Annotated in this window: 1 protein-coding gene; it reads right to left on the reverse strand. The window is 67.2% G+C overall.

The features are described from left to right. Positions 1–1135, reverse strand: a 1135-nt coding sequence (locus tag ACFV9G_RS29980; RefSeq protein WP_378733147.1) for a glycoside hydrolase family 99-like domain-containing protein, incomplete at both ends; no start/stop codon positions are given.

Consider the following 1135-nt stretch of genomic DNA (forward strand, 5'->3'; position numbering starts at 1 on the left):
GTCTGCAGCAGCCCTTCGGCGACCTCCAGGAACGGAAGAATGTCACGCCCATGGTTGTCCACGGCGACGACCTCACCCTCGAGCCCATGCGCCACCAGGGCCTGCCGCACCGGCTCCGCCTGGTGTGCCGGGGTGGTCACCACGATTGTCCAGTCCAGTGCCGCTTCGCGCAGCGCGGACAGGACGTCCGGCAGCGTTTCCAGATACCAGGCATGGAGATGCACTGCCGGTTTCCGAAGCAGTGCCGGAGCAGGCACGAGTGCATCGCGGGTGGCTTGCAGCCAGGCATGACCCAGCCGTGCATCCGGTTCCAGCACGGCGCCCTCTGCCCATTCGTTCCAAGCGTTGATGAACACCATCCGCTGGCTCGCTGGCGCCGGGGCCAGGCGTTCATGGATCGTGGTACGCAGCCAGTCCCGGTAGCCGCGTGGGGATGCATGCAGGTAGACGCGGCCCCGGCCGGAGCGGCGCGCTTCGTTGTCCCAGCCCGGGTTCACGCCCGGGTAAAGCGGATAGTCCGGCAGCGGGCGGGCTGCGATTTCTGCAGCCAGTTCGCGCCAGTCGCGTACATCGCCATTGAAGGCCGGATTGAGCAGCCACTGCTGCGCCGACAACGAACGCGGGTTGCTCATGTTCGGCGGGAACTCTACTCCCGCATCGAACCCGATGTCGCGTGGATCCGGGCGCTCGAAGCCCTGCACGTACGCCAGGTGGATCTCGCCGACGCCATTGTCGCGGCACCAGCGGCGCCAACGTTCGGCGGTCGCCCGGGCGTCGGGCAGCAGGTGCGGGCGATAGACCAGCAGCATCGGCCGGCCCTCGACCTTCAAGGCACGGCGGTCGCGCAGGTAGGGCGCGACATGCGCGATGAAGGCCAGATCGTCCTCGGCGCTGTGCTGCTGGCCGATCAGGATGTCCTCGTCGCGGCCATCCCAGCGTCGTGCCCAGTTCTCGTTGGCCCAGCACAGGCAGAACGGCAGGTCGATGCTGTCGTCGGCCAGCCACTGGTGCAGCGGATCCTCCATCAGGGTGCGGCCGCTGAACCAGTAGTAATAGAAGCAGAACGCGCCGATGCCGTACTCAGCTGCGAGGCGCGCCTGGTCCCGCATCACCTGAGGATTGCGCAGGTCGTAGA

The organism is Nocardioides sp. NPDC059952 (assembly GCF_042730435.1).
Lineage (GTDB): Bacteria > Actinomycetota > Actinomycetes > Propionibacteriales > Nocardioidaceae > Nocardioides.